Here is a 23738-nt window from a genome sequence, read left to right on the forward strand (position 1 = left end):
ATGATGGCCACCATTCTCCTCGCTCCTTACCCGTCACACCTATCTGATACCCTCTGGCCTGATTGTTGCTACACCCCTGCAGTTGTCAAATTTTCGTTGTCTGAGAATGGAACTAAGCACCTACCTAAACCGATTCGACAAAAACCGGGTCAAACAGCTGACTACCGGGCTTGGCGCACCAACCATACTGCTTGCCATTATGGCGATGGTGATTCTGCCACTGCCTCCCTTTTTACTGGATATTCTGTTCAGTTTTAACATTGCCCTGTCGCTGGTTGTCATTTTGGTGGCGGTATTTACGCAAAAACCAGTGGAATTCGGGGCCTTTCCCCTGGTGCTGCTGATTGCCACTGTTCTGAGGCTGGCTCTGAATGTCGCCAGTACCAGGGTGGTGTTGCTGCACGGCCATGAAGGCGGAGATGCTGCCGGTAAAGTAATTGAAGCCTTCGGTGAAGTGGTTATCGGGGGCAACTATGCGGTCGGTATTGTGGTGTTTGCCATTCTGGTCATCATCAATTTTAAGGTGGTCACCGCGGGTGCCGGACGTATCTCTGAAGTAAGCGCTCGCTTTACATTGGATGCTATGCCAGGCAAGCAAATGGCCATTGATGCCGATTTGAATGCAGGCTATATCGATCAGGATCAGGCCAGAGCCAGACGTCAGGAAATCACCTCTGAGGCCGACTTTTACGGCTCCATGGACGGTGCGTCAAAATTTGTTAAAGGTGACGCTGTTGCCGGTCTGATTATCATGATCATCAATATCGTTGGTGGTTTGTTTATCGGCATCATTCAGTACGATCTGACCTTTGGCGAAGCGGTCCAAATCTACACGCTGCTGACCATTGGTGACGGCCTGGTTGCGCAGATTCCTTCTTTGCTGCTGTCTGTTGCAACCGCCATTATTGTGACACGGGAAAATGAAGATCAGGAAATTGGCGCCGAGCTGACTACTCAGCTGGGTAATCGCCGGGCACTGTTTATTGCTACCGGCGTACTGTTTGTGATGGGGATTGTCCCTGGTATGCCTCACATTGCCTTCCTCGGCCTGGCCGCCATAGTGGGGGGGTATGCCTACTATGGCATGTGGAAGGAGAGTCGCGAGCAAACCCAGACGCAGCTTACGGATGTGAAACAGGAGCATGCCGCTCAGACTACCGAAATCAAAGAGCTTGGCTGGGACGATGTACAACATGTGGACACCATCGGACTGGAAGTGGGGTATCGGCTTATTCCGCTGGTGGATAAAAGTCAGGGGGGAGAGCTGCTGGCGCGTATTAAAGGGGTGCGTAAGAAGCTGTCTCAGGAATTAGGTTTTCTGGTTCCACCAGTGCATATTCGAGACAATTTGGATCTCAGCCCTAATACCTACACCATCGCCATGCTGGGCGTCACCATAGGCGAGGCCGATATTAGTCATGACAGCGAACTGGCGATTAATCCGGGCCAGGTATTTGGCAAACTCGATGGCAAGGCGACCAAGGATCCGGCCTTCGGACTGGACGCTGTATGGATCAAACCGGAACAGCGCGAGCATGCACAGACCCTGGGGTATACGGTCGTTGATGCGGCAACGGTAGTGGCCACCCATTTAAGTCAGCTTTTGACAACCAATGCCTACCAGTTGCTTGGTTATGAGGAAGTGCAGCAACTGCTGGATATGCTGGGTAAAAGCAATCCTAAACTGGTGGAAGGACTGGTGCCTGACATTCTGCCGATGAGCACCGTCGTCAAAGTGTTGCAGACCTTACTCTATGAAGGTGTTCCTATCCGAGACCTGCGCACCATCATCCAGACATTGTGTGAATACGGGCCTAAGAGTCAAGATCCCGACGTACTGGTCTCTGCGGTGAGAATCGCGCTGAAGCGCCTGATTGTGCAGGAAGTCAATGGTGGCGGTCATGAGATCCCGGTTATCACGCTTGCGCCAGAACTGGAACAGATGTTGCATCAGTCCCTTCAGGCAGGCGGCGGTGAGGGTGCCGGTATCGAGCCGGGGCTGGCTGAGAAGTTACAGCAGTCACTCAGTGATGCCTCTCAGCAACAGGAGTTGGCCGGTGAACCATCGGTGTTGCTGACGTCAGGTATGCTAAGGCCGGTGTTATCGCGATTCCTGAAGCATGCCATCAGCGGATTACACGTTCTGTCTTATCAGGAAATTCCTGATGACAAACAAATCAAAATTGTCAGCGCTGTAGGCCAATAGGTCCAGTCACAGGCTAAACCAGTTAGTTTCTATTGCCGCTGGCAAGGGGGTGAGAAGTGAAAATCAGACGTTTTTATGGAAAGGACATGCGTGATGCCCTGAACCAGGTTAAAGAAGAACTGGGTGGCGATGCGGTAATCATGTCGAATAAAAAGGTGGCTGAGGGGATAGAGATTGTCGCGGCCTATGATAAAGAGCCGGTAAAAACGGCGGGTCAACGCCAGTCGGCTCAGACCAAGGCGAGTGTCAATGTGGCGCCGCTGCACAGCCGCTCATCCTCCTCTGCCAGCGGTAAACCGGCTAGAACCCAGGGTACGCCGAGCCTGAGTGAGATCATCGGTGATTCAGGTCCTGACAGCTTACGCGCCTTACTGGAAAAACAGAATAAGCAGGAAGCCTCCGCAGCGGCGCAGCCATCCCGGGCAGCACAGCCGGTTTCCGCAGCCCAGACATCAGTCCCACAGAGCTCCCCATCCAGACAGCAGGATGACAAAGCCATGGATGATATCCGCCATGAACTGCAGTCATTGCGTAATGTGCTGGAATTTCAGGTCTCTGGGTTGTTAAAGCAGGAGCGACAGCAGAGCCGCCCCTTGCACAGCTATCTGATTGATCAACTCCAGCGCCTTGGTATTACGCCATCACTGGCCGAGCAGGTGGTGTCCTATGCGCCACCGAATTGTGAACAGCGGGATGCCTGGAAATTTTTGCTTAAATTGCTGATGAACAGAGTACACACCAGCAATAACGAGATTTTGACACATGGTGGTGTGGTTGCGCTGGTAGGACCCACCGGAACCGGTAAGACCACCACCATTGCTAAGCTGGCGGCGCAATATGCCCGTAAATACGGTCACCAGCAGGTGGCACTGATTACCACAGACAGTTACCGCATTGCCGCCTACGAGCAGCTCGCAACCTACGGTAAAATCATTGGCTGTAATGTAAAAAAGGCCAGTACCGCAGAGGAACTGTCGGACCTGTTGTATCAGTTTCGCAACAAGGGCCTGGTGCTCATCGATACAGCCGGTTTTGGACAAAGAGACGCCCGATTAATCAAACAGTTAGATACCTTGCGCGAATCATCTTGTGCTAATATCAAACATTATCTGGTTTTGGCAGCTAATGCGCAGCATCAGGTAATGGAGCATACATTGAAAACATACCGACAGATTTCTTTGCAGGGCTGTATTTTCACTAAACTGGATGAGTGTTACAGTCTCGGTGAGGCGATTAGCCTGGCCGTTGAGCATAAACTGCCGGTGGGGTATCTGACCGATGGCCAGAAAGTACCCGAAGATATTAAAGTGGCTGATGGAAAATATCTGATTTCATGTGCAGCCAGGCTCTATAAGCAGTATGCTTCATTACCCACGAGAACTCAGCAGGTTGCAAACTCAGCAGTATCATTATGATTGAGGATCAAGCGAGTAGCTTAAGACGAATGAACCAACCCAATTTAATTAAAGTTATCGCTGTAACAGGCGGCAAAGGCGGGGTCGGTAAAACCAATATCACCCTCAACACCGCGATTGCCATGGCGAAGCAGGGCAAGCGAGTCATGGTACTCGATGCTGACCTTGGCCTGGCAAACATTGACGTGATGCTGGGATTACGGGTAGAGAAAAATCTTTCCCATGTGCTGTCGGGCGAATGTCTGCTTGAAGAGGTGCTGGTGGAGGGGCCTGCGGGAATTAAGATCGCCCCGGCCACATCTGGCACTCAGTCCATGACCGAACTCACTCCCACCGAACATGCCGGCCTTATTCGCGCCTTCAGTGAACTACAGAGCAAGATTGACGTACTGATTGTGGATACCGCAGCGGGCATCTCCGATATGGTGCTGAGTTTTTCGCGGGCGGCACAGGATATTATGGTGGTGGTCTGTGATGAACCCACATCTCTTACTGATGCCTATGCGTTGATTAAAATCCTGAACCGCGATCACGGTGTATTTCGATTCAAAGTGGTCGCCAATATGGTGCGTAATTTACGCGAAGGGCAAGAGCTATTCGCCAAGCTTTCCAAAGTGACTAACCGGTTTTTGGATGTGGCACTGGAGCTAGTGGCCACTGTGCCATTTGATGAGAACATCCGCAAAGCCGTACGCAAACAAAAGGCCATTGTGGAAGTCTTTCCCAGTTCACCGGCAGCGATTGCAATAACGAATCTGGCCAAACAGGCACTCAAATGGCCTGTTCCGGCACAACCAGGAGGACATCTGGAGTTCTTCCTGGAGCAATTAGTGGATCAAGGGACTGAGGTGCAGAGAGATAAAGTGTGAATAATAAAGCCGCTGCCTATCAGCAACTGGATGATAAACGAAAGCTGGTGGAGCAACATGCTTCGCTGGTCAAGCGCATTGCGCACCACCTGATGGCAAGACTCCCTGCAAGTGTTTTAGTTGACGATTTGATTCAGGCTGGCATGATTGGCTTGCTGGAAGCGTCAAAAAATTTCGACGGCTCCAAAGGCGCCAGTTTTGAGACTTTCGCCGGTATCCGGATCCGCGGTGCGATGCTCGATGAAATTCGTAAAGGGGACTGGACGCCCAGATCGGTGCATAAAAATAGCCGCGCGATTGCCGAGGCGATTTCGCAGGTGGAGAAAGAAACCGGGCGGGATGCCAGAGACCATGAGGTGGCCGAAAAGCTTCAGGTAGGTATGGATGAATATCATCAGATGCTCAACGAAGTGAACGCCGGGCGCATGGTTGGCATCGAGGATTTGGGTGTCACAGAAGATGTAATTACCACTGAGCAGAGCCGGGGAACCGACGCACCTTTTGACGATTTGTTACAGGGATCGTTTCAAAAAGCGCTTGCCCATGCTATTACTACTTTGCCGGAGCGCGAAGCCATTGTATTGTCATTATATTATGATGAAGAGTTGAACCTCAGGGAAATTGGTGAAGTACTGGAAGTGAGTGAGTCGAGGATCAGTCAGATACACTCACAGGCAATGCTCAGGTTGAAAACCAGGATGCAGTCCTGGCGCGTTACATAATTTTCAATAAGAATAACAGTTAGTTGAATCCTCACTGGAGGCAGTTTTGGATAAAAATATGAAAATTCTCGTTGTCGACGACTTTTCGACAATGAGACGTATAATCAAGAACTTACTTAAGGATCTTGGCTTCACAAATGTGCAGGAGGCCGATGACGGCAATACCGCCCTGCCGATGTTGCAGCAAGGGGATTTCGACTTTGTCATTACCGACTGGAATATGCCGGGAATGCAGGGCATTGATTTGCTCAGGGCTATTCGCTCTGACGACAGCCTCAAACATCTGCCTGTGCTGATGGTGACTGCCGAAGCCAAGAAAGAGCAAATCGTTGCGGCAGCCCAGGCCGGTGTCAACGGCTATGTGGTTAAACCCTTTACGGCGGCAACGCTGAAGGAAAAACTCGACAAGATTTTTGAGCGCCTAGGGTAATCCTGGTGGGTCCTGAACAAAGAGGAAACACCTGAATGACTGATAAAGCGCCTATTTCACTCGAAGACGCCCGTCGACTGGTTGAATTACTTGAGGCCGGTGACAATGCAGCGGCCAGTGAACTGTTCGACAGCGTATCAGAACATGACTCGGTAGAATTGTTTGCCGAGGTCGGCAAGCTGACCCGTCAGTTGCATGACTCACTGAACAACTTTCAACTGGATGCCCGCATTGCCAACCTTGCCAATGAAGACATCCCGGACGCACAGACGCGTCTTAACTATGTAATAGAAACCACCGAAGATGCTGCCAACCGCACCATGGACGCGGTGGAAACCAGCATGCCTATCGCTGAACAACTCAATGCCAAGATTACCGGCATTCTTCCTGAGTGGAAGAAACTCATGACCCGGCAGATTGAACTGGGTGAGTTTAAGGCATTGTGTCATGACCTTGACAAAATACTTGAAGAAGCCAGCGTTGATTCGGCTAAGCTTAACGAGTTACTCACTGAAGTGTTGATGGCTCAGGGGTACCAGGATCTCACCGGGCAGGTTATTCGCAGAGTCATCGAGTTGGTGAAAGAGGTTGAAGACAACCTGGTACACATGCTGACTGTCTTTGGTGAGCCGGAAGTTGATGAAAATGCTAATAAATCTGACAACAAGTCCGATAAGGAAATGGCCGAAGGACCAATAATTGATGCTGACAGTCGAGATGATGTGGTATCGGGTCAGGATGACGTAGATGATCTACTTTCAAGCTTAGGGTTTTAAGGAGCTGACGCATGTCGTTTGACGTTGACGAGGATATCCTACAAGACTTTCTGGTGGAAGCCGGAGAGATCCTGGAGCAACTTCAGGAACAGCTTGTCGATCTGGAGAATAATCCCGAAGACGCCGACCTGCTGAATGCCATTTTCCGTGGATTCCATACTGTGAAAGGTGGTGCAGGGTTCTTATCATTAACCCCTTTGGTTGATGCCTGCCACGGTGCTGAGAATGTTTTTGATACCCTGCGTAACGGTCAGCGTGAAGTTACATCGGAATTGATGGATGTGATCCTGCAGTCGCTGGATTGCATCAACGACATGTTTGCCAGTGTTAAGGCCCGGGAAGAACTTACCCCGGCCACGCCAGAATTACTTGATGCCTTGCATAAACTGAGTAAGCCCCAGTCTGAGGACGAAGCACCAATAGAAGTTCCCGGTGCACCCGCTGCCGAAGCGCCTCCAGCACCCGCTCCAGCACCTGAACCTGAACCGGAAGCGCCAGCCCCCGCAGCCAGCGAATCGTCAGGGGGGGATATCGATGAAATTAGCGAAGACGAATTTGACAAGCTTCTGGATGAATTACACGGTCCGGGTGGCGGTCCTTCAAAGCAGGGCGGAGAAAAACCTGCTGAAACTCCGTCTGCTCAGGCTAAATCTGGCGCCAGTGATGATGAAGATATTACCGATGATGAATTTGAGGCACTTTTAGATCAGCTTCACGGAGAGGGCAAATTCAAAGCCCCTGACGAGGATAATGTCGCCAAAGCAGAAGACAAAAGTGCTCAGGCTGATGATGAAATCACCGATGACGAATTTGAAGCCCTGCTAGACCAGTTACACGGTTCGGGTAAAGGCCCCAGTGCTGCGGAAGAAGCGGCGGCTAAAGCTGCTGCGGAAAAAGCCGCCGCACCTGCACCAGCGCCATCACCCGCTCCGGCACCAACTCCAGCGCCTGCAGCAAAATCGCCGGCACCAGCGTCTAAAGCGCCTGCTGCGAAAAAAGAAGAGAAAAAACCGCCTCCGCCACCGGCTGAAACCACCGTACGTGTGGATACCAAGCGTCTTGATGAAATCATGAACATGGTTGGTGAACTGGTACTGGTGCGCAACAGATTACTGAGCCTGGGCATTAATATTGCTGATGAAAGCATGTCAAAGGCTATCGCCAATCTGGATGTGGTCACAGGGGATCTGCAAGGGGCGGTAATGAAAACCCGCATGCAGCCAATCAAAAAGGTGTTTGGTCGCTTCCCGCGTGTTGTCAGAGATTTGGCCCGTAGTCTTAAAAAAGAAATTAATCTCAATCTGGTCGGTGAAGATACCGACCTGGATAAAAACCTCGTTGAGGCCCTCGCCGATCCTTTGGTTCACCTGGTGCGCAACTCCGTCGACCACGGGATTGAAATGCCCGATGAGCGTGAAGCCTCCGGAAAAGCGCGAACTGGCTCTGTGACCTTGTCTGCATCGCAGGAAGGGGATCATATTCTGCTCACCATCGAAGATGATGGTAAAGGCATGGATCCGAACAAACTCAAAGAAATTGCGATCAATCGTGGTGTGCTGGATGCAGATGCTGCGGCACGAATGTCAGATGTGGAAGCCTTTAACCTGATTTTTGCCCCGGGTTTCTCCACCAAAACCGAGATATCCGACATCTCAGGCCGCGGTGTGGGCATGGATGTGGTGAAAACCAAGATTAATCAGCTAAACGGTACCGTACACATTGATTCGCAGCTGGGCGTTGGCACCAAACTGGAGATTAAGGTTCCGCTGACGCTGGCTATTCTGCCGACCTTAATGGTGGTGGTGGGCGAGCAAACCTTCGCGCTGCCATTAGCCGCGGTAAGCGAGATCATCAATGTGGATTTAGAACGCACCAACACGGTGGATGGTCACCTGACCATGATTGTGCGCAACAAGGCTATCCCACTGTTCTATCTTAAAGAATGGTTGCACCGTGGAGAAGGGCGTCCGCAGGTTGATCGTGGTAAAGGTCATGTGGTGGTTGTGCAAATCGGTACCCAGCAGTTTGGCTTTGTGGTCGACTCACTGATTGGTCAGGAAGAAGTGGTGATTAAACCGCTGGATGCGCTGCTGCAGGGCACGCCGGGCATGGCCGGTGCAACCATCACCAGCGATGGTGGTATCGCCCTGATTCTGGATATCCCGAGTTTGCTCAAACGTTACGCCCGTAAAGGTATTAAAGAACTTAGAAAAGCAGTGAACTGATGCAGTATAAAGTGCTGGTGGTTGATGATTCGACCTTCTTTCGTAAACGGGTAGCGGATTTTCTGGAACAAGACCCCGGGTTAACGGTTGTCGGGCAGGCGCGTAATGGCCAGGAGGCCATAGACATGGCCGCCAGTCTTAACCCTGATGTGATTACCATGGATGTGGAAATGCCGGTAATGGACGGCATTACCGCGGTGAAAAAGATCATGGCGCAAAAGCCCGTGCCAATTCTGATGTTTTCCTCCCTTACCCACGACGGCGCCGAGGCTACCTTAAACGCACTGGATGCCGGCGCACTGGATTTCTTACCCAAGAAATTTGAAGACATTGCCCGCGAACGGGCAGAAGCCATTTCATTGTTGCAGCAACGCGTTAAAGCACTTGCCAGGCGCCGTGGTTTTTCCCGACCTGTGGCCCCAAGACCCGCAGCCAGAAGCAGTGTCAGTACCGCACCAGCACCCAAAGCGCCGACGCCTGCACCGGCAGCACCAGCGCCGCTGAAAAGTGGTTCGGGCAAGCGTTATGCCGTACTGGCAATCGGTGCATCAACAGGGGGGCCGGTGGCCTTACAAACGGTATTGACGGCGTTGCCAGCCAGTTTCCCTTATCCGATTTTTCTGATTCAGCATATGCCGGGCACCTTTACCAGCGCCTTTGCCTCTCGAATGAACAATTTGTGCAAGATTAACGTCAAGGAAGCCGAAAACGGTGAAACAGCAAGACCGGGATGGGCCTATCTGGCACCGGGTGGCAAGCAAATGCTGTTTGAAGGAACTAGTCGCGCGCCGCGTATTCGTATCGTTGAAGATAAAGATCAGAGTAATATCACCTACAAACCCAGTGTGGATTTGAGCTTTGCGTCCCTGGCGCGTATTTATGGTGGGGATGTTCTGGCCGTCATTCTTACCGGCATGGGCGCAGATGGCCGCGAGGGCGCACGTTCGCTGAAGTCCCGTGGGGCGACTATCTGGGCTCAGGATGAAAAAACCTGCGTGGTGTATGGTATGCCTCAGGCCGTTGCCGCCGCCGGGATTTCTTCTCAGTCGATGGCTTTGGGCGATATTGCCGCGAATATTAAAACGGAAATGTCAGTGAGTGGCTGATATCGGGCCAATCATCTCAGTCTGTGAAGCCCGTGCCTTAGGTTTGTGCGAAAAGATCGGCATTACCGGCCGGGGCATAGAGCATTAACACGGCAAAAGAGCATAAAAGGTGAGTCATTGATCGTCTGGACCGTTGCCAATCAGAAAGGTGGAGTTGGTAAGACCACCACCACCGTGACACTTGGGGCACTGTTGGCGCTGCAGGGCAAGCGGGTGGTGTTGGTGGACACGGACCCCCATGCCTCCATGAGCTATTATTTTGGCGTTGATTCAGAGGAACTCTCTACCAGCGTCTATGATGTGTTTATGGCGGGAAAATCGCTGAATCAGGATCTTGTTTTAGATTGTCTTTGTCCAACCAAGCTTGATTCGCTGTTTCTGCTGCCCGCTACCATGGCACTGGCGACACTGGACAGAAGTATGGGGCATCAGGGTGGCATGGGGCTGATTCTGCAAAAGGCCTTGCAAGCCATTGACGGTGAATTCGATTATGCGCTGATTGATTGCCCACCTGTTTTAGGGGTGCTGATGGTCAATGCACTGGCGGCCTGTGAGCGCATATTGGTGCCGGTACAAACAGAATTCCTGGCCTTGAAAGGCCTGGACAGAATGATGCATACGCTGGAGATTATGCGTAAATCCCGAAACAATGATTATCAGTATACCATCGTGCCTACTATGTTTGATAAGCGCACCAATGCCGCCATGGAGTCTTACCAGGCCTTGCGCGGAACCTATGGTGACAGCGTGTGGAGTGGTGTGATCCCGGTTGATACCCGCTTTCGTGATGCCAGTCAGGCACAGAGCCCGCCTCCCGTATTTTGTCCCAAAAGCCGTGGCGTGTATGCCTATGCCAGTTTGCTCAAACACCTGCAGTCCACAAGGGGGCAGGCATGAGTAAGGGTCAATTTGCCAATGAAGGGGTGATGGAAGCCTATCTGGATGCCTTGCTCACGGATGATCCGGTGATCGAGGATGTGCAGAAACAATCTGTGGCGCGATTACTCGAGCAGGCTCAGCATCAGGTGGAAGAAAACCTGAACGTGCCAGAAAAGCCGGTTGTGGTGCCTCCTGTGGCCCCTCCGGAGCCGGTTGTGGTTCCTGAGACACCGTCGCAACAGGACATTGTCGAAAAAGTTCAACAGAAATCCGCAGACTTGCCGACAAAAGAAGAGCAGGCCGAGTATCGTCAGGGCAGTTTTCAGGCGCTGTTTTTTAAAGTGGCGGGTCTGACGCTGGCGGTACCGCTGACTGAACTCGGCGGGATCCACAAGATGGAGAAGACCAGCGCGCTGATTGGTAAACCCGATTGGTTTACCGGCGTCATGTTACACCGAGACGAAAAACTCAATGTTGTGGACACTGCACAATGGGTAATGCCAGAAAAATACGACGAAACACTGGCAGAATCCTTAAATTATCAATATCTTATTATGTTAGGTGACAGTGGTTGGGGATTATCCTGCGAATCACTGGTGAATACGGTCAAGCTGGAACAGGATGACGTTAGATGGCGTGAACATCACGGTAAGCGTCCCTGGCTGGCTGGCTTGGTGAAAGAAAAAATGTGTGCCCTTATCAATGCTTCTCAATTGGTGAACATGCTGGAGCAGGGGCTGAACAGTAATGATGAAGACGATGCCCGGGAGCCAGTCTTATGAGTGACGACAGAACCAGCAGCAATGTTGCAACAGACGCAGACGAAGTCCTGCAGTGGGTGACCTTCAAGCTCGGCGAAGAAACCTACGGTATAAATGTAATGCAGGTTCAGGAAGTACTGCGCTATTCCGAGATCGCCCCGGTGCCAGGTGCCCCGGATTATGTGCTAGGGATTATTAACCTGCGCGGTAATGTGGTGACCGTGATTGATACCCGCTCTCGTTTTGGTCTGGAAACCAACGAAGTCACGGATAACTCGCGTATTGTGATCATTGAGTCTGAGCAGCAGGTGGTCGGTATTCTGGTCGACAGCGTTGCTGAAGTGGTCTATCTGAAATCCTCCGAGATCGACAGCGCACCTAATGTGGGCACAGAAGAGAGCGCCAAGTTCATCCAGGGTGTCTGTAACCGGGAGGGACAGCTGTTGATTCTGGTGGATCTGAACAAGCTACTGACCGATGAAGAATGGGATGAAATCACCAGTTTGTAAGCTGTATGATTCGATGGTGCCCGGGGTACCGGGCATCGCGCTGCTTCTGGCAGATGATTGGCCAGTCGAGTTGACCCTTAGTAACGATCACAAAGCCTCTTTCCTTTTCTCCACTGAGACCTTTTTCGCGGAACCTCTATGACCCTGATTGAAGCCTTGTTGTTTGGTTTTTTGATCGTGTTAGCTGCTGGGGTGGTGCGGTTATTTCGCCAACAACAGACCCAGCAAGGCAATGTCGTTCAGTGCACAGAACAGCTTTCAGAGCTAAACCGACAGCTGACCTTACTTACAGAGTCCATGCATGAACTGCGCAGCGGCAGTATTGGTGTCGGCAAAAAGGTTAAGGGGCTGGAAGCACAACTTCGCCAGCTACAGGAAAAGCAGCAGCAACTGGAAGAGATGGAGCCTGAGAGCAAACTCTACTCCGGGGCAGTGAAACTGCTTCAGCAAGGCGCCAGCGTCGAAGAGGTCATGCAGGAGTGCGAATTACCGCGCGCCGAAGCGGAGTTGTTGTTTAGTCTTCACGGAAAGGGATAGCACGCCGTTATCAGCTTTCAGCGGTCAGTTACCAGAGGTTAGTCTTCCCATTCTCCGCGGTAAATTTACTATCATCAAAGAGCGCTGGATGCCCGACAACCACGTTCGGGCATGACCAAGGTAGGAGTTTTTTTAAATCCAGACACACCGTCATTCCCCCGTAGGCGGGAATCCAGTGCCTTTTGGTAAGGCTTGACTGTCAGCTTAAGGTCACTGGATGCCCGACAACCACGTTCGGGCATGACCAAGGTAGGTGCTTTTTTAAATCCAGACACACCGTCATTCCCGCGCAGGCGGGAATCCAGTGCCTTTTAGCACTAGAGCCCAACAGGCGCTGGATGCCCGATAACCGCATTCGGGCATGACGGTTGATTGCGATTGTTTTCTCTTTTATGTCATTCCCGCGCAGGCGGGAATCCAGTGCCTTTTAGCACTAGAGCCCAACAGGCGATGGATGCCCGATAACTACACTCGGGCGTGATAGAACGTCTTCCTGCCCCTTGGATGCGGCGAAGCAGAATCCGGGGAAAATGTGGGGGTGTAAGATCCTAAACGCGCAATCTGCAGTGCTCTTTGAAGGCTACCTACTCCTCACTACAATCACAAATGCACACATAAACGGGATTGTTAGTCTTGGGCATCTTCCTATAGAATAGCGCGGTTAACATACCAAATGGTATAAAGCCCATTAACCGAAGTTGGACTGACGAGAGAATGAGAGCTATACGGACAGCAAGCCTGATTTTATTTTCCCTGTTACTGATGTCTTTTTTTACCAGTGCACAGACGCTGACTCAGGCACAGATGAATCAACTGAAAAATATGTCAGCGCAGGAGCGGCAGCGACTCGCCCAACAGATGGGGATCGATGTATCCTCCCTGCAGGGTATGGGCCTTGGGCAAAGTCAATCTGGTGTTGGTAACATGAAGCCGGACGCTCAAAGCAGAATCTATCCTCGTGGTACCCAATTTGATGAGTTCGGTAACCCTCTGGACCCGCATGAGAGGGAGCAGCAGGAGATGCTCGAAGACGAGGAAGATGATGAACTCAAACTGTATGGCTCCCAACTGTTTGCCAATGCGCCTTCGACATTCTCGCCTGTAGCCGATACTCCGGTTCCCGCCAATTATATTATTGGACCAAGTGACGAACTGGTGCTGCAGCTCTATGGCAAAGAGAACCAGGAATACCGACTGGCGGTGACCCGCGAAGGCACCATCGTGATTCCGAAACTAGGACCGGTAACTTTAGCCGGTAAAAGCTTCTCGGAAGCCAAGTCTTATCTGGCTGAACTGATTAAACGGCAGATTATCGGCGTTGAAGTCAGCGTGTCCATGGGTGAGCTGCGTACGATGCGGGTATTTGTTATGGGTGAAGCCCACAAACCCGGGGCTTACAATGTCAGTTCACTATCCACCATGACCCATGCGTTGTTTGTCAGTGGTGGCGTGACCGAGATTGCCTCCCTTCGGAATATCCAGTTAAAACGCGGCGGCAAGCTGGTGCAAACCCTGGACCTTTATGACCTGCTCAATGCAGGCGATGCATCAAAAGATGCCTTGTTGCAATCCGGTGATGTGGTCTTTATTCCAGCTGTAGAAAAAACCGTTATTGTTGATGGGCAGGTACGACGCCCGGCTATTTACGAGCTTAAGCATGAAGAGACCCTCAGTGAGGTCATCAAACTTGCCGGAGGTAAGTTGCCGGAGGGCTATGACCGTGGCATTGGCGTTAAGCGATTCACTGACGGTGTGCAGATGCAGCTGACGGTCGATCTTACCCGGGAAGATATTAGAGTACAGAACGGCGATGAGGTGCGTATTGCCAGGGTCGCACCTCAGGTTACGAATGCCGTGACCCTGATTGGTGCCGTTGCACGACCGGGTAATTACCAGTGGCATGAAGATCTGCGTATTTCAGACCTGTTAGGAAACCGTAAAGAAAGTCTGCTGGAAACTGCTGATACCAGTTATGTTCTGATCCTCAGAGATCAGGATCAGTCAGGTGAACTTGATGTGTTGCAAACGGATTTAGCAGAGCTCAGTCTGCCGGAAAGAGACTTGCTATTGGCGCCGAATGATAAGGTGCTGGTGTTTTCGCGTATAGAAAGTGAAAGTATGGGGGATATCAAGCTTGAAGACTTAGCTTTTACCGACACCGAGCTGGATGAAAAAGAGAAAGAAAAATGGCAACAACGCATTGAAGAGAAGTTGTTCTGGCAACAGATTGGTTTGCGCGAAGGCGATGAAGAGCAAGGATCCTTTGATAATGAAATGGATTTACTCTCACAGCAGTCTTTGATCGAACTGACCGAGGCAGAACGGGAAAATATTCTTGAGTATAAGGATGCAACCTATTTTTCCCGTAAACGTATGCTGACTCCCGTAATTGCCAAACTGCGTGAGCAGGCAAGGCTAGGCCAACCCCTAAAATTGGTGGAAATTGTTGGCGAAGTCAAAGTGCCGGGAGTGTATCCCCTTGCTGAAGATGCCAAAGTACTGGATTTGATTAAAGCGGCTGGTGGCCTGACTGAATCCTCATACGGCTATAACTCAGAAATTACCCGAACGGTGATTAACGACAAAGGCGTGGCTGAAATTACCCACGTAAACTTCAGCCCTAAGTCACTGATAGAAGGGGATTCTACCACCAATGTATCACTGGAAAGTAAAGACAGAGTCAACATTTTCACTATCCCTTCCTGGCAGGAAGATCTTCGTGTAACCATTCAGGGCGAAGTGGAGTTTCCCGGCGAATACACTATCCGCCGGGGCGAAAACTTATCAGATTTGTTAAGGCGAGCGGGGGGACTGACCGAATATGGCGATCCCCAGGCGGCTGTGTTTACGCGTGAAGACTTAAAGGAACAAGAACGTAAAAATCTGGTCAGACTAGCGGAAGAGTTGCGTAAACAAATTGCATCCCAGAGCTTGCGTAAACAAAGCGGTGCGGGATCTATTGTCAGCTACAGTGAGGCGAAAGAGCTTCTCAGAGATTTGACCAGAGTACAGCCAGTGGGACGTTTGGTTATCGATCTTGCTGCGATCGCAGAAGGCCGTTCTCAGCGAGATGTTGAGCTGGAAGATGGTGACGTACTGTACATTCCGGGACGCAGCCAGTCTGTCAATGTTATTGGCGAGGTGTATGTGCCTACTTCTCACTTATACACTGCAGATGCGAGCTTCGAGGATTATATTACCCGCAGTGGAGGGTATAAGAGTCTCGCTGATGAGGACCGAGCTTATATCATCCGTGCGGATGGCTCGGTGAGTGTGCCCAATCGTGACGGTGGATTCTGGTTTAGCTCAGATGCTTCGAACGAGGGTATAAGACCCGGTGATACTATAGTGGTGCCGTTTGATTCAGAACATGTCGATAACACAACGCTGTGGACTAATGCCACGCAGATTATCTATCAACTGGCAGTAGCTGTTGCAGCCATTGGTAGCTTGTAAGTCAATGGTCTCTGAAAGGTTTGGCTTTAGCACGATATTAATTGGAACGGAATAAAGCAGAGGTATTTAAATGCAAAAGAGAAGGGTTTCAGGTTTCACGCTCGTTGAACTGTTGATTGTGATTGTCATCATAGGGTTGCTCGGATCTTTAGTTGCTCCCGAAATGTTCTCGAAAGTGGGTTCTTCTAAACAAAGTACGGCAAAAGCACAAATGCAGATGTTTGAAACATCCCTGGATACCTATTATCTGGATGTGGGAACTTACCCACAGTCGCTCAACGAGTTATGGCGCTCAGATAAAGACGGATGGGATGGTCCTTATGTTCGTAAAGAACTGCCAAATGATCCCTGGGGTAACGCATACCAATTAGAGGTGCCAGGGCCCAATGGTATGCAGTATCGTATTCGCTCACTGGGTAGAGATGGACAACCTGGTGGCGAGGGTGAAGATGCAGATATAGAAGTAGGTCGATGAGCATAGAATCGCTATTGAATACCGAATTCAGTGTATCGCAGGTAGATATAGATAAAGCGAAAGCTTACCAAAAGAAGTTTGGTGGTCGCCTCGAGAAGTTGTTAGTAAACATAGGCAGCTTGGCGGAGGAGCAATTAGTTGATGTTTATGCCAGCCTACTGTCTTTGCCTAAGTTATCTCAGGATGAACTGGAACAGGTTGAATTTGATTTTGAAAGTGAGAATATCGACCTTGAGCTGTTAATGAGAGCTAACTGGGTCCCCATTGGCGAAAAAGGAAATACCTGGCACTTTGTTACTGACGATCCTCTAGCCTGGGAACCAAATCAACAGTTGGTTCGCAAAAGCATCAACTTTGAGCTTAGTCTAGCGAGCAAAGCCGATATTGATAGATTGCTGAGTGAGTTCAGGGCCTCTGCTCAAACCCGGGAACAACAAGAGTCAGTACTATCAGAGTTCGAAGAAGACAAGTTACGAGAATTAGCGACAGAAGCACCCACTGTTAATTTATTGAACAGCTTAATAGCAAAGGCTGTCCGTGTTGGAGCTTCTGATATGCATTTAGAGCCCGTAGAAGGCCGTTATCAAGTTCGTTACCGTGTTGATGGTGTGTTAAAAAAAGAAGAACACCTGCCAGTGTCTTTGCAGTTGGCTGTAATATCGCGCATTAAAATTTTATCAAACATGGATATTGCTGAGAAGCGACGCCCCCAGGATGGTAAAATAGAAACCCGAATCTCAAATACAGAGCTCGATATTCGAGTGTCATGCTTGCCTTTAGCTAAAGGCGAAAGTGTAGTCATGCGTTTTTTGCGCAAAGACGCTATTCGATACGACATAGATACCTTAGGTATTGCACCTGATATCAGAAAACACATAGAAAAAGACTTGCGCACAACTGCGGGAGTTATTCTGCTAACGGGGCCAACTGGTAGCGGTAAAACTACGAGTTTGTATACGTTTCTTAATGAACTAAATAATGATGCTGTAAAAATCATCACTCTCGAAGATCCTGTTGAGTATCAATTAGAGGGCGTCAATCAGGTCCAGGTTAAGCCGGAAATTGGCTTTGATTTTGCAGCAGGTCTGCGCAGCATCGTAAGACAAGACCCCGATATTATTATGTTGGGTGAGATTCGTGATAAGGAAACGGCTCAGATAGCTATGCAGTCTGCACTGACTGGGCACCTTGTCTTTAGTACTGTGCATACCAATGACGCACCTAGTGCCTATACTCGATTGATTGATTTGGGGGTGGAGGAGTTTTTGCTTAACGCTGCAATCGTTTCTGTTATAGCTCAACGTCTTGTTCGAAAGTTATGTACTGAATGTTCTGAGCCTGTGGTAGATGCTGAAGCAACTATAAGGCGTTACCAGCTAGATAAACTGGCAAGCACTCTAGAGCAAAAGCCTCAATTAAAAGAAGCCCAAGGATGCAGTGCCTGCGGCCACACTGGCTATAAAGGGCGCTTAGCCATACTCGAATATTTGCGCTGCGATGATGATATTCGGGCTTTGCATAAGAATGAGTATTTTATTCCTGAAGCCAGAAAACTCAACCGAGAGAAAGGTGGGCGTGTATTGCTTGAAGATGGCATGTTAAAAGCTCTCAAGGGAGAAACTACTATTGCGGAAGTGCTGAGGGTTTGTGCTTGATGAGCCAATTTCGCTTTACTGCCTATGATAGCGCTGGTATAAAACTCTCAGATACCATTGAGGCAGAGTCTCTCGATGTTGCCAAAAATACGCTGAAAAAAAAGGGATTATTGGTATCTGATATTAAACCACTGAACAGTGGTTGGAAGGATATTCGTATTATTCAGGAAAAAGTTACCCTGGATGATTTAGAGTTTCTCACCTCAGAACTATCCATACTCCTTGCCAGCGGTGTCAAAATTGATAAAGCACTGACAATTATCTCAAAAAACAAAGCAAGCGGCGCGATGAGCCGGCTTATTAGCGATATCTTAAGCGAGATCAAAAAGGGCCGGCCCTTGGCTGAAGCTTTCGAGGTCGGAAAGTCCATCTTTGACCCACTTTATTTTAACTTGATCAGAATTGGAGAAGCGACCGGTCGTTTACCTCAAGTATTTGAGGGGCTTGCCAATGATCTTAAGTTTAGAAAAGAGCTCAAAGCCAAAATCATTCAGGCGGTAACCTATCCAGCCGTAATTTTATTTGTATGTGTGCTCTGTATCCTTTTTGTATTCAATTACATCGTACCGCAGATGGGTAGCATATTTGCTGGGTCCGATGATATTCCTGTTTACACCGCCTTTTTATTGGGGGCCAGTGATTGGATGATACGGTATCAGTGGTTTCTCTTTGGCGGGCTCGCGTTAGGCATCGGGGTACTTTATAGCTCAAGGAAGAACCCCGATGTCGCCGCTCGTCTTGCTGACTTTGCGGTCAGTGCACCACTGATTTCGTCTGTTGTTATACAAACCGAGAGAATCCGTTTTAATTCTGCGATGTCCCTAATGCTTGAAGCTGGAGTGAATGTTGATAATGCAATTGGGTATGCTGCGAATAGTATCAAGAACCCAAGAATCAGAAAAAGTTTAACAGTAGCTAAGGAACGTATAAAAAAAGGTGCGGGTATTACTTCCTCTTTGTCGGCCACTCCCATTTTCACCTCTTTTTACTTGTCTTTATTAGAAGTCGGAGAGGAGAGTGGTCGAATGCAATCGGTATTCGATGAAATTTCAAGACGCTCAAAAACGGAGTTTGAAAACTGGACGACGCGCATTACCAGCATGTTAGAGCCAGTGTTGATTCTGGTTATGGGAGGAATCGTGGGAAGCGTTGTAGTAACTATGCTCCTTAGCGTTGTATCGGTCAATGATGTCGGTATCTAGAAACGGCTTTACTTTGATTGAGTTGTTGGTGGTAATCACCATTATGATGACAGTAATGGGGCTTGTGGGCGGTTTAACCGTAGATATGTTGGATAAGTACAAGGTTAAATCTGAACAGAAGCAAGTTTTTGCCATTTTAAATGCCTTATCTCAACGAGCTTTTGTGTTGGAGAGAACCTATCGTGTGCAATTTGCTGATTCAATGCTGATTGGCTTGGATGAACAGAGTAATCAGCCGGTTATTGAACAGTCTTTTGAAAGTATTCGTTTCCCGAAGCAAAGCATTAGCCTAAATCGACAGGGGTTACCTTCTCAGGAAAGCCTCTTCATAAGGGTAGAGGGGGAGTCGAAAAGGCTTTCGCTTGACGGGGTTTTACGTGCAACGCCCTAAAGGTTTTACGCTGCTGGAAGTGCTTGTCGCGGGAGTTATCCTTTTTATGGCAATAAGCTCAGCCGCAATAGTTTACTCCAGTGCTCTAAAAAGTAGTGAGAGTGCTACCAGAGCGGTCATCAGCGCAAGCCAGTTATCCATGCTGATGACTCACATTCAGTCTCAACTTCGCCGAGTTGATAGCCTTGTTGACAAAAAAGGTCAGGGATACTTATTAGGTAACTCATATCACTGGGTTGCAAGAGTGCAAGAGAGGGCTAAGCCGACACCTGTGTATTCGGGGCCTGAAGAAGGATTCTCAATACCACCTAAGGACATTATACTTTGGTCGGTGTCATTGAATGTTGAAGCAGAAAGCAACAGCAGAGACTTTCAGTTCTTTGTGACAGGTTGGACATCATGACACGCCACAGAGATTACGGTTTTTCACTAATTGAGTTGTTGGTTGCATTAACGTTGCTCACCCTAATTATTTTTATTGGGAGCTATGGATATCAGACGTTCTCCAGATATTGGGGCGATGAGCTGGGAGATTTTGGTGCTTCATACGGTAAATCCAGAGGGCTGACGATTGTTGTTGAGGCTATAAAGGGAATTAAACCCTATCTTGTCGTAGAGAACCAGCAGCCCTATTTTTATTTTGAAGGTGGGGAGAGTGTTTTTCGAGCTGTACGGGCAAAAGGGGTGACCACTGACGGTCCAGCTATATTCGAAATTAGGGCGTACAGAGAACAAGGAGTTGATAGCCTATCTCTTCAGTATTCAGAGCTGCCGCTCAGTCGAGAAAACTTTCAGCAACCGGATAAATGGCGTCAGTTTAGTTATCAAATTACCATTCTTGATGGGCTGGAAGAGTTTAATCTTCAGTATTTTGGGTGGGCTCACTTCAATGACTTTGCCGAAGAAGATGGTGAAGGCGAAGGATCAGTTCGCTCGCCTGAGTGGTACGGTTTTTACAGCGGGAAAGATACCTGGATTACACCAATGAAAATGAAGATGGCTATTCGCTTTGAGGAACATGTCAACGAATTAGAGGTGCCAATCAAAACAATTCGTGAAGATCTGATTGCTTATCATTTGGTGGGTGACGAATGAAAGTTATGTTAAGGCAAACTGGCGTTGCTCTGATACAGGTTTTATTAATTACAGGGCTGATTTTATTGCTGGTTATTCAGATCAGTAAAGATGCCAGGCATCAAGTGACGACCGCACAACTCTGGCAAGATCGGGTTAAGGCAGAGTTGGCACTGAATAACGCTCAGGAACGGTTATTGTTTGGATTATTGACGCAAGAGCGACTGCAAACGACTGACACTGAGCTTACACGGTTGTGGAATTTCCATGGCGCCCCTTTTGAACCACTCTCTGCAGATAATGCCAAATTGCAAGTTACTGTCCAGGATATGGCTGGGTTAGCATCTCTGACCTATTCAACCGACTTAGTGTCTAAACTGATGCTGGCCGAGGGGTACAGTTTATCTGAGGCCCAGGAAGCCATAGACCTGTTAGAAGACTGGCAGGGTTTGCAAGCAAAGCGAAACTCACGAGGACCAATTCAATTTAGGCAAGAGTTAGACTTTATCAAGGCAGGGCTTTCCGATGTTCTTTCTGAGGAACTAACGACATATCATCCTGTCAGCTACTTTAACCCTGGAACAGCCCCAAATCCTTTGTTGGCACTTATGCTCACCGATGATAGTCTTGACAGCGTTCTGGAGAGGCGTCAGAAGGGCACTATAACAGCGCGGGAACTCATGGTGAATCTTACCCCCTCTATTGATGATGAAGTAAGCGATTATCCAAGTGAAATGCTCCGGCTGACACTTTCCAGTCAGGTCGGAGAGACACAGTTGGAGCGGTCTTTTATGGTCCGCTTACAACCAGAAAAGTCAGATCCGATAATATTTTTGAGCGAGTAATAATGCAACTTAAATGGATTAAAACGTTATTTTCAAATAACTGTTTTTTTTATTGCGAAGAAGTCTACAAGCTCTCTAAAGAGGGATTTGAGCTAACCGAAGAAGGTGCTCTGGATAATAGCCATTTTCCTTGCTTAATCATTGGTCGTGAACATTACACGGAGCAGGTACAGCAGTTCCCGGTTAAAGACAAAAAAGAACTTGAACGGCTAATTTCCCACAGTATGGAAGGCCCATACCTGTATGCAATAGAAGAACGGGGTGATGCCAGTACCAAGGTAGTGATTTGGTCTGTTGACAAAAGTTTTTTTGAACGCTTTGGCAATAAGTTGATGATATGGATCCCGGAGAGCTTTTTCTTTAATGGTGTTATCGAGTCACAGCTAATCAGAGCACAACGTCCTCATCGGGAATTATTTATAGCTACAGGAAGTAGCATGAGGACTGTCCCGTCTGAAGGGTTGTACAAAAATCCGGATTACTTTCTATTGTCTATAGGGATTGCCGAAGAGGGCATTCAGCACGTTAACATGGCCCAGCCAGAATACGCCCAATTTATTAGACGTAAGCTTGGTGATTTCGGTATTGTTGAATGGCTTCAGATTCTATCCAGGCAGGGTTACTCAGAAAAGCTCTGGAGTTTGGCCTCTTGGCGCAGTGTCTTTGCAGGAGCTGTGTTAGCATTTGTTTTACTCAACGGTATCAATTTTTTCTTCCTCAAATATCAAAACACATCAATTGATAATGCGATCGAAGAGTTAGATGTCAGACATGCTATCGAGCTGAGAAATGCAGTATCGAAAAAAAATCAGTTACTTGCCTCATTGAGTCAGGTGGCAAGTTCAGCAGCAAGTGAGGAGACGTTATGGCATATGTTACTGACTTGTATGGATGCTGGTGCAGATGTCCAATTTGTCAGGTCTACGCCTGAAGAACTGGAAGTCAGATTTGAAGCAGATAAAGCCACAGATATATTGTCTTTGTTAAGACAGCATTCTGGTGTTGAAAATGCTGAATTTTCAACACCAGTCCGTGAAAGTGTTGGTCGCGAGCGGTTCACTATTTCAATGACGCTTAGCGCGGTGGGACCGAGTCAGGGAGACGCAACATGAGCAGGCAGATTACTTTAACCGCTGTTGTTGCTGCCTTAGTGATGGTTAAGTTTGTTTATCTTCCTTTTCAGGAGGAGTTAGCATCTCTGCGCAATGAACTGACACAAAAACACGAGCGATTAAGTAAGAAAGAGGCTATTGCTGAGGCGCTCCCTTTATGGCAAGAGCAAGATGAGAAACTAAATCACGAATTAAGCAAGCTGGAAGATGTTTTTCCCAATTATCCTGATGCGGGAATGGCTAAACTGCAGTTTCAACTTACGTTACAAAAACTGGCACGTGAGCAGGATATGCGTCTAGACAGTGTCGAGTGGCTCGCTATTAGTCCAGGGCAGCCAGAGAGTGCCGTGGTTAGTGTGAGTTTTGAAGGTAAGTTTACTGATTTGGCAAGGTTTCACTTAGCATTAGCCGAAGTCGGGCCTTGGTTAGCTGTAGATAATTTAGACTTCAGGGTTAGGGAGCAAAAAATGAAGTGGAAGCGCCCAGGCACAGCTCGGGGAGAGATTTTGCTCAAAATCTATTACATCGTGGGAGGCGGAGTGTGATCAAGCTGGGTTCAGGCTGGAACATCCGCCACCTTTTGTATGGAGTCGCAGTCGTAACAGGGGGGTGGAGTATCGCCCAATTGACCACTTTCAGATCATTCGAGGCTTCGCAAGAGGAACATTCTGTTGAAGTGGTGGAGTTGGAAGTCAGTCAACTTCAGCACAAAAAAGATTTTAATGCTGTATTGTCACGGTTAGAGAGCCTGGATCCTCGTGAAGATAATGAACAAGTGAAACAGAACGAAGAGCAAGGCCAGGCTGCCTCCTCAGATAATGAGGTCGTGACCGTTGATAAAACGCTGAAACCACGTTTTCAGCAAATTGACGATAATTATCAGGTGGGACTGACAGGACTTTTTGATGACAGCAGACCCTTTGCTGTGCTTGAACGCATTAATTTTGTGTCGAAGCAATCAGAATACGTCAGATTGAATATCGGTGAACGCATTGGTAAATATGAATTGCTGAGTATTACTGAGACAAGCGCCACGCTTGTATCTGAAAATGACAGAATTACGCTGCGGCTATTTAAGCGGGAGCAATGAATA

At 48.8% G+C, this 23738-nt stretch carries 23 protein-coding genes; all 23 read left to right on the plus strand.

Annotated features, from left to right (window positions below; genetic code table 11):
• Positions 1-106 precede the first annotated feature (106 nt).
• Positions 107-2206 carry a flagellar biosynthesis protein FlhA gene (gene flhA / locus CCY32_RS13265; RefSeq protein WP_088331496.1) on the plus strand — a complete coding sequence of 700 codons (2100 nt, stop codon included), beginning with the start codon at positions 107-109 and terminating at the stop codon, positions 2204-2206.
• Positions 2207-2262: 56 nt separating this feature from the next.
• A complete protein-coding gene (flhF, locus tag CCY32_RS13270; protein ID WP_088331498.1) occupies positions 2263-3621 on the plus strand; it encodes a flagellar biosynthesis protein FlhF in 1359 nt (452 codons plus the stop codon).
• On the plus strand, positions 3618-4490 hold the full coding sequence (locus CCY32_RS13275; RefSeq protein ID WP_088331500.1) for a MinD/ParA family protein: 873 nt from the start codon (positions 3618-3620) through the stop codon (positions 4488-4490). The genes flhF and CCY32_RS13275 overlap by 4 nt, the downstream gene beginning before the upstream one ends.
• The gene (locus CCY32_RS13280; protein WP_088331502.1) at positions 4487-5212 is read left to right on the plus strand and encodes an RNA polymerase sigma factor FliA; all 726 of its coding nucleotides are present in this window, start codon (positions 4487-4489) and stop codon (positions 5210-5212) included. Before CCY32_RS13275 ends, CCY32_RS13280 begins: the two co-directional genes overlap by 4 nt.
• Before the next feature lie 46 nt (positions 5213-5258).
• Positions 5259-5642, plus strand: coding sequence for a chemotaxis response regulator CheY (gene cheY, locus CCY32_RS13285; RefSeq protein ID WP_062481364.1), 384 nt, complete (start codon positions 5259-5261; stop codon positions 5640-5642).
• A gap of 35 nt (positions 5643-5677) precedes the next feature.
• The gene (locus CCY32_RS13290) at positions 5678-6418 is read left to right on the plus strand and encodes a protein phosphatase CheZ (protein WP_088331504.1); all 741 of its coding nucleotides are present in this window, start codon (positions 5678-5680) and stop codon (positions 6416-6418) included.
• 11 nt (positions 6419-6429) lie between these two features.
• Positions 6430-8643 carry a chemotaxis protein CheA gene (locus CCY32_RS13295; protein WP_088331506.1) on the plus strand — a complete coding sequence of 738 codons (2214 nt, stop codon included), beginning with the start codon at positions 6430-6432 and terminating at the stop codon, positions 8641-8643.
• Complete coding sequence (locus CCY32_RS13300) at positions 8643-9749, plus strand: chemotaxis response regulator protein-glutamate methylesterase (protein WP_088331507.1); 1107 nt, start codon at positions 8643-8645, stop codon at positions 9747-9749. Before CCY32_RS13295 ends, CCY32_RS13300 begins: the two co-directional genes overlap by 1 nt.
• A 117-nt stretch (positions 9750-9866) precedes the next feature.
• Positions 9867-10646, plus strand: coding sequence for a ParA family protein (locus CCY32_RS13305; RefSeq protein ID WP_088331509.1), 780 nt, complete (start codon positions 9867-9869; stop codon positions 10644-10646).
• Positions 10643-11410, plus strand: coding sequence for a chemotaxis protein CheW (locus CCY32_RS13310; protein ID WP_088331511.1), 768 nt, complete (start codon positions 10643-10645; stop codon positions 11408-11410). Before CCY32_RS13305 ends, CCY32_RS13310 begins: the two co-directional genes overlap by 4 nt.
• Complete coding sequence (locus CCY32_RS13315; protein ID WP_088331513.1) at positions 11407-11898, plus strand: chemotaxis protein CheW; 492 nt, start codon at positions 11407-11409, stop codon at positions 11896-11898. Before CCY32_RS13310 ends, CCY32_RS13315 begins: the two co-directional genes overlap by 4 nt.
• Positions 11899-12036: 138 nt before the next feature.
• Positions 12037-12435 (plus strand): DUF2802 domain-containing protein, encoded by a 399-nt coding sequence (locus tag CCY32_RS13320; RefSeq protein WP_088331515.1) that lies wholly within the window; start codon positions 12037-12039, stop codon positions 12433-12435.
• Between the two features lie 714 nt (positions 12436-13149).
• Positions 13150-15891: an SLBB domain-containing protein gene (locus tag CCY32_RS13325; RefSeq protein WP_088331517.1), complete on the plus strand. Its 2742-nt coding sequence runs from the start codon at positions 13150-13152 to the stop codon at positions 15889-15891.
• A 70-nt stretch (positions 15892-15961) separates the two neighbouring features.
• Complete coding sequence (gspG, locus tag CCY32_RS13330) at positions 15962-16366, plus strand: type II secretion system major pseudopilin GspG (RefSeq protein WP_088331519.1); 405 nt, start codon at positions 15962-15964, stop codon at positions 16364-16366.
• On the plus strand, positions 16363-18021 hold the full coding sequence (locus tag CCY32_RS13335; RefSeq protein WP_210401744.1) for a GspE/PulE family protein: 1659 nt from the start codon (positions 16363-16365) through the stop codon (positions 18019-18021). The genes gspG and CCY32_RS13335 overlap by 4 nt, the downstream gene beginning before the upstream one ends.
• Positions 18021-19223, plus strand: coding sequence for a type II secretion system F family protein (locus CCY32_RS13340; RefSeq protein WP_088331521.1), 1203 nt, complete (start codon positions 18021-18023; stop codon positions 19221-19223). Before CCY32_RS13335 ends, CCY32_RS13340 begins: the two co-directional genes overlap by 1 nt.
• The gene (locus CCY32_RS13345) at positions 19207-19614 is read left to right on the plus strand and encodes a prepilin-type N-terminal cleavage/methylation domain-containing protein (RefSeq protein ID WP_088331523.1); all 408 of its coding nucleotides are present in this window, start codon (positions 19207-19209) and stop codon (positions 19612-19614) included. Before CCY32_RS13340 ends, CCY32_RS13345 begins: the two co-directional genes overlap by 17 nt.
• On the plus strand, positions 19601-20017 hold the full coding sequence (locus CCY32_RS13350; protein WP_088331525.1) for a type II secretion system protein: 417 nt from the start codon (positions 19601-19603) through the stop codon (positions 20015-20017). The genes CCY32_RS13345 and CCY32_RS13350 overlap by 14 nt, the downstream gene beginning before the upstream one ends.
• Complete coding sequence (locus CCY32_RS13355; protein ID WP_088331527.1) at positions 20014-20709, plus strand: prepilin-type N-terminal cleavage/methylation domain-containing protein; 696 nt, start codon at positions 20014-20016, stop codon at positions 20707-20709. Before CCY32_RS13350 ends, CCY32_RS13355 begins: the two co-directional genes overlap by 4 nt.
• Positions 20706-21533 (plus strand): hypothetical protein, encoded by an 828-nt coding sequence (locus CCY32_RS13360; protein ID WP_088331529.1) that lies wholly within the window; start codon positions 20706-20708, stop codon positions 21531-21533. The genes CCY32_RS13355 and CCY32_RS13360 overlap by 4 nt, the downstream gene beginning before the upstream one ends.
• 2 nt (positions 21534-21535) lie before the next feature.
• The gene (locus CCY32_RS13365; RefSeq protein ID WP_088331531.1) at positions 21536-22645 is read left to right on the plus strand and encodes a hypothetical protein; all 1110 of its coding nucleotides are present in this window, start codon (positions 21536-21538) and stop codon (positions 22643-22645) included.
• Positions 22642-23190: a type 4a pilus biogenesis protein PilO gene (gene pilO / locus CCY32_RS13370; RefSeq protein WP_088331533.1), complete on the plus strand. Its 549-nt coding sequence runs from the start codon at positions 22642-22644 to the stop codon at positions 23188-23190. Before CCY32_RS13365 ends, pilO begins: the two co-directional genes overlap by 4 nt.
• A complete protein-coding gene (locus CCY32_RS13375) occupies positions 23187-23735 on the plus strand; it encodes a hypothetical protein (RefSeq protein ID WP_088331535.1) in 549 nt (182 codons plus the stop codon). The genes pilO and CCY32_RS13375 overlap by 4 nt, the downstream gene beginning before the upstream one ends.
• Positions 23736-23738: the final 3 nt, after the last annotated feature.

It is taken from the genome of Lacimicrobium sp. SS2-24 (genome assembly GCF_002201535.1).
GTDB lineage: Bacteria > Pseudomonadota > Gammaproteobacteria > Enterobacterales > Alteromonadaceae > Lacimicrobium.